At 42.2% G+C, this 4,524-nt stretch carries 6 protein-coding genes; 1 reads left to right on the top strand and 5 read right to left on the bottom strand.

Going from position 1 to position 4,524, the window contains the following annotated elements; all coding sequences use genetic code 11:
* The 4 genes from PLA23_RS10715 to PLA23_RS10700 form a co-directional block, all read right to left on the bottom strand.
* On the bottom strand, positions 1-546 hold a 546-nt coding region (locus PLA23_RS10715), incomplete at its 3' end, for a 4Fe-4S dicluster domain-containing protein (protein WP_324475172.1).
* 130 nt (positions 547-676) lie between these two features.
* Positions 677-1,042: an alkyl sulfatase C-terminal domain-containing protein gene (locus PLA23_RS10710; RefSeq protein WP_324475171.1), complete on the bottom strand. Its 366-nt coding sequence runs from the start codon at positions 1,040-1,042 to the stop codon at positions 677-679.
* A 320-nt stretch (positions 1,043-1,362) separates the two neighbouring features.
* Positions 1,363-2,019, bottom strand: a complete 657-nt coding sequence (locus PLA23_RS10705) for a DUF2115 domain-containing protein (protein ID WP_324329115.1) — start codon at positions 2,017-2,019, stop codon at positions 1,363-1,365.
* 77 nt (positions 2,020-2,096) lie between these two features.
* The gene (locus PLA23_RS10700) at positions 2,097-3,749 is read right to left on the bottom strand and encodes a response regulator (RefSeq protein ID WP_324475170.1); all 1,653 of its coding nucleotides are present in this window, start codon (positions 3,747-3,749) and stop codon (positions 2,097-2,099) included.
* A 157-nt stretch (positions 3,750-3,906) separates the two neighbouring features.
* Here PLA23_RS10700 and PLA23_RS10695 point away from each other — a divergent pair, with 157 nt between their 5' ends.
* A complete protein-coding gene (locus tag PLA23_RS10695) occupies positions 3,907-4,059 on the top strand; it encodes a hypothetical protein (protein ID WP_324329111.1) in 153 nt (50 codons plus the stop codon).
* Here PLA23_RS10695 and PLA23_RS10690 read toward each other — a convergent pair.
* Positions 4,051-4,383, bottom strand: coding sequence for a hypothetical protein (locus PLA23_RS10690; protein ID WP_324329109.1), 333 nt, complete (start codon positions 4,381-4,383; stop codon positions 4,051-4,053). The genes PLA23_RS10695 and PLA23_RS10690 overlap by 9 nt on opposite strands.
* Between the last annotated feature and the right edge of the window lie 141 nt (positions 4,384-4,524).

Raw genomic sequence — 4,524 nt, 5'->3', positions numbered from 1 at the left:
GACGGGAACTTCGGTCTCCGCTCCTCGTGATGTGATTATCCGGGTGGTAAAATCACTCCTGGCGACCCTGATAAGATCATTGATCTCCCCAAATGCAAGAGCACCAGTTTTGCATGCCTCGGCACATGCCGGGATTCTCCCTTCTCCAAGCCTTTCAATACAGTTGTCACATTTTGCATTGACTTCCCGATCAGGTCCAGGTTTTTGAACCTTTCGAAACTCTATGATCCCAAAAGGACAGGCCATGGCACAGATCCCACAACTGATACATTTCAGATAATCAACAAGAACAGAACCGGTTTTATCATCCCGGCTGAGTGATCCGGTCGGACAGACCTGCATACAGGGGGCAGGGTCACAATGTCTGCACCGGTTTGGGAATTTCAGATAATTATCAACAGTCTCTACAAAGATGCGTGGGTAAGACTTCGTTTCTTCCAGGATTGCCGGAATCAGACTCTTACTCTGTGAATGTGCAATTGCACAGGCCACTTCACAATGCCTGCACCCGACACATCGCTCCTGCCGGACAAAGACGGTTTTCATCCATGGTACCTCTTTCAAGTTCTCATTTCACACACAGAATCATGAATTACATTTTTTCGAGAGAGAATTACTGTGATTCTGTAGTGAGGTGGGATAAAGGTTGTTATCCCTCTAAAAAAAATGAGAAAAGTTAGGGAATGACGATATTAAACCCTGGATCAAATACATCAAGCATACTGACAAACCGGTCAAACAAACCTGAATCTCCGGTTATGGTGACATCTTCCGGCGTAACTGTCGGATTGAGGGCGAGTTGTTCAAGGGTCTTTCTTGGCATAGTCACGGTCACATCTGCTTCGGAAGAAATCACATCTACCCGGTAGACAAGCACATCATTTTTGACCTGTATCAAAGCCTTGTCACCGGTGTCCGATAACATTAAATTCATTTGATAATCTTCACCGGTTACCTTCTCCTTATTTACCCTGACTGATATATAATCAAGTAATTGGCTCAAGGTCATGGCTTTCATTATATCTTCGGATATCCCGCTCAAATCCTCCCCGGTCTTCTGGTTATCGGTTCTGATTCTGACCAGTCAGTTCCTGCTCCGGATACCGTGATAGTTTCAGCGACAAAACGACTTGAAACCGTTTATTTATAGAATCCAGAGATTAATTTCAGATACGTATACATCCGGTTCAGATATCGCCGGGCTGAAAGAAAATGGGACACAACAAGTTCTCAACCCCAGGTTTGAAAACAGTACCCGTATTATTAAGCATCGGATTGGGGAAGCAATAGAAAGGGAGAATGAGTATCTCACCAGTTCTTCCTTCTGATTCAATGATATGTTCGACTGTGAAAAGCTTCAAGTTATCCGTTAAAATGGTGGTAATCGTAGATATTCTTAATATACTCCTGCTTTCGATGCTTACTCGCCTTCACTGGTGGCTTAAGATATCCGATTTCCGGGGTCTGCAGTGCAGGGCAAAACGGACAAAGGGCTGCATCAACATCGTGTGCTTTTGTCCGAACCGGGCAATAGTATTTCCCGTCAATATAATCGACTTTATCTCCTCCGGGAAAGGGCATGCCGACCGGATGACCCGGTATCTCCTGGACAAACATGCAAAAACCAGACAACAGATATTTTAAGAATCGAAGGAGGTTTTTGGCATCATCATCCGATGAGCACTGATTTCTGACCATATCCCAGTATGTACCTGCATTTTCCCACACCGGTTCTAACATTGTGGCAAAAGAACCCTGCTGATTCATCAGACGGAGAGTCTGATATGTTCCATTCAGAAACGCTGCAATGGATTCTTCCAGTTCTTTTTTATAATCAGGTGAAAATGTCTCAATTTTATTTGAAAAATTCACTTTCATCTGATTAATATCTTTTGGATCATAAGTAAGAACGAGATCGGCAATAGCTTTGCCTAATTCGCCCCGCACGTGGATTGACGCCAGCCGTATGCAGGCATCCGCGATGGTATGCGAGTCCCTATTCCTCTTCCCATGATTCATAGCGTTATCCATCTCATGATCTTGGTATATAAGCAGATTTGGTAACCATGGATCATTCTCTGACACTCATAATACAGTTAATTTTTAAGATATATTCTGAATGAAGACTGCAATGCTCTCTTTACCTGATTTGAATGCCTGTATTTTGATTTTGCGTCTTTTTTTCCGTCTTCAAAATCGATACACAATGGAGAAAAACGCTCTCCGTTCAGGGCAGTCTGTCGTAACAGATCCAGTGTGTCTGTATGTATCAGACCGGAGAAGATAGATTCTATTGGTTTACCGATGAGGGTACGGGCATTTATATCAAGGATCGTGTCTGCTGCCGCATTTGATCCGGAAAGGATAAGCCGGGAATCTTCCTGCAGCATATAGGTATGAATACCAAATGGAGCATTCTGAATAATCATCTCAAGCCGTTCTTCTTTTTCTCGAAGTTCCATCTCAATCTGTTTTCTGACTGATATATCCCTGAATATCCCCTCAACACCGGCGATATCTCCATTCTGATCATAATAAAAATGACTTGAGACTGCGACAATAAAAGGAGTTCCATCTTTCTTTTTGACAGTAATCTCTTCACTTTCGAGAGATCCGGTCTCCTGTATCTTTTTTAAAAAAATTTCCCGCTCTTGAGGGTTATAATAAAATGTATTCGCAATAGGCCGGTATAGCACTTCATCAACGGAATCGTATCCAAATAACCTGGCAAAACTAGGGCTGGCAAGAATCAGGTTTCCATCCTTATCACTCCGGTAATACCCGTCCTGGATATTTTCTATAACACTCCGGTATAACTCCTCGCTTTTCTGTAATTTTTTCTCATTCTCTTTTTGAATGGTGATATCCCTAATTGATTCAATTGCACCGATAATCTCACCAGATTCATTATAGAGGGGTGATGCGATAACCCAGGCAATCATCGGTTTTCCCTGACGTTTTGGGTATACAGTCTCTGCTGATATTTTGTTCCCGTCGTTTTGAATATATGTGTATCTTTTTTCGACATCGGGGATACCTGATAGTATGTAGTCGATAAGAATCGGCATTCGTTCTCCATAAAATGGAATGGCATATTCATAGTTCCCTTTTCCTATCATACGTTCAGAAGAAAAACCGGTCATCTCTTCAATCGCTTTATTCCATATCAGGATTTGCCCTTTGGAATTGATTGCAAATGTGGGATCAGGAAGAAAGTTTATTATGTCTGATAGTTTTCGTTCACTTTCTGCAAGGGCCTGTCTGCTCTCTGCTAGTTCCTCAAAGTTAGATTTTAATTCCTCTTCGGATGCTGCAAGTTCTTCATAAGCAGCCTGAAGTTCTTCATGATTTTTAATCAGCTGCTGCTCAGCACGATAGCGAAAAACTCCCTGTCTGATCTTTGAGGCAAGTTCAACAAACTGGGATCTGACATCCCCTCCTTTCTGTAGATAAAAATCTGCACCGCTGTTGATAACTTCGATAACAATCTCTTCTCTTCCCCGGCCGGTAAAAAGAATGAATGGTCGCTTGTCCTGACGGGATCGAATCGCTTTTAAAAACTCAATTCCGTCTTTCTCCGGCATCTGGTAGTCGGAAATGATGACCTCAATTGGTTTCTCCTCTAGAATCTGAAAGCCTTCATCTGCTGAGTGAGCTGTATAGACGGTAAATTCCCCGGTTTTTTCTAAAAATAACTTGGTGATCTCCAGAAGATCAGGTTCATCATCCACAAAAAGCACGAAAATCATACCAAGACCAGAATATTACTATGTGGGTTTTCGTATTTATGTACCTTTTGAGATATGCATTTCAAAATGAGACTGTCAGTTTTTTTTATGCTCTCCTTCATTTGGATACCCTGCTGAAAAAAATGGTTCATCACTTCAGGCAGGATGGATGATCCGGATGGTTGATGATTATATCCCCTATGGTGGAGCCCCGGATGAAAAGACACAAAAGGAAATACTTGCCGATGCTGAGCACCCGCTTGCGGATATCGCGAACTTCATCCAGTCAGAAAAGAAAGAAATATATCTCCGGGTTCAGCAATCAGATTAATATCTTGAAGTATCTCTCCTTCAGGCTCACCCCTTTCGTTGTGGTACACATGTGCGTACAGTATTCGGATGCCCAGACCGCGATGGATGCATTTGCAATCTGACATATCCCTGCTATGAGGGCGGCAATCAGCATCAGAAAACCTATATCCAGGACGTTTCCGAAATTTTTCTCAAGGATTCCGTAATCAATAAGTGCTGCACTGAGTGCAGGTATGGCCAGGGCGCCGGCAGCAAAAATGATATTCAGGATGATTGAGAGAAGAAACCAGCGTCGATACCCATGGAATAACGTATATATCCGTTTGTAATTTGACACCGTCATCGGGGCACCAGGTAGAGGAGATATGCTCTAAAGTATTTAGATAATAATTTATTGCATAAGAATGATGATAAATCATGAAAGCCCATGAATGTAAAATAAAACTTTATTTATGTGTTTTCTTATTGTGTGCAATAGTCATCA

Origin of the sequence: Methanospirillum sp. (genome assembly GCF_035406105.1) — an archaeon.
Lineage (GTDB): Archaea > Halobacteriota > Methanomicrobia > Methanomicrobiales > Methanospirillaceae > Methanospirillum.
Note: the sequence above shows the minus strand (reverse complement) of the source record. Positions and strands in the feature narration are given on the sequence as shown.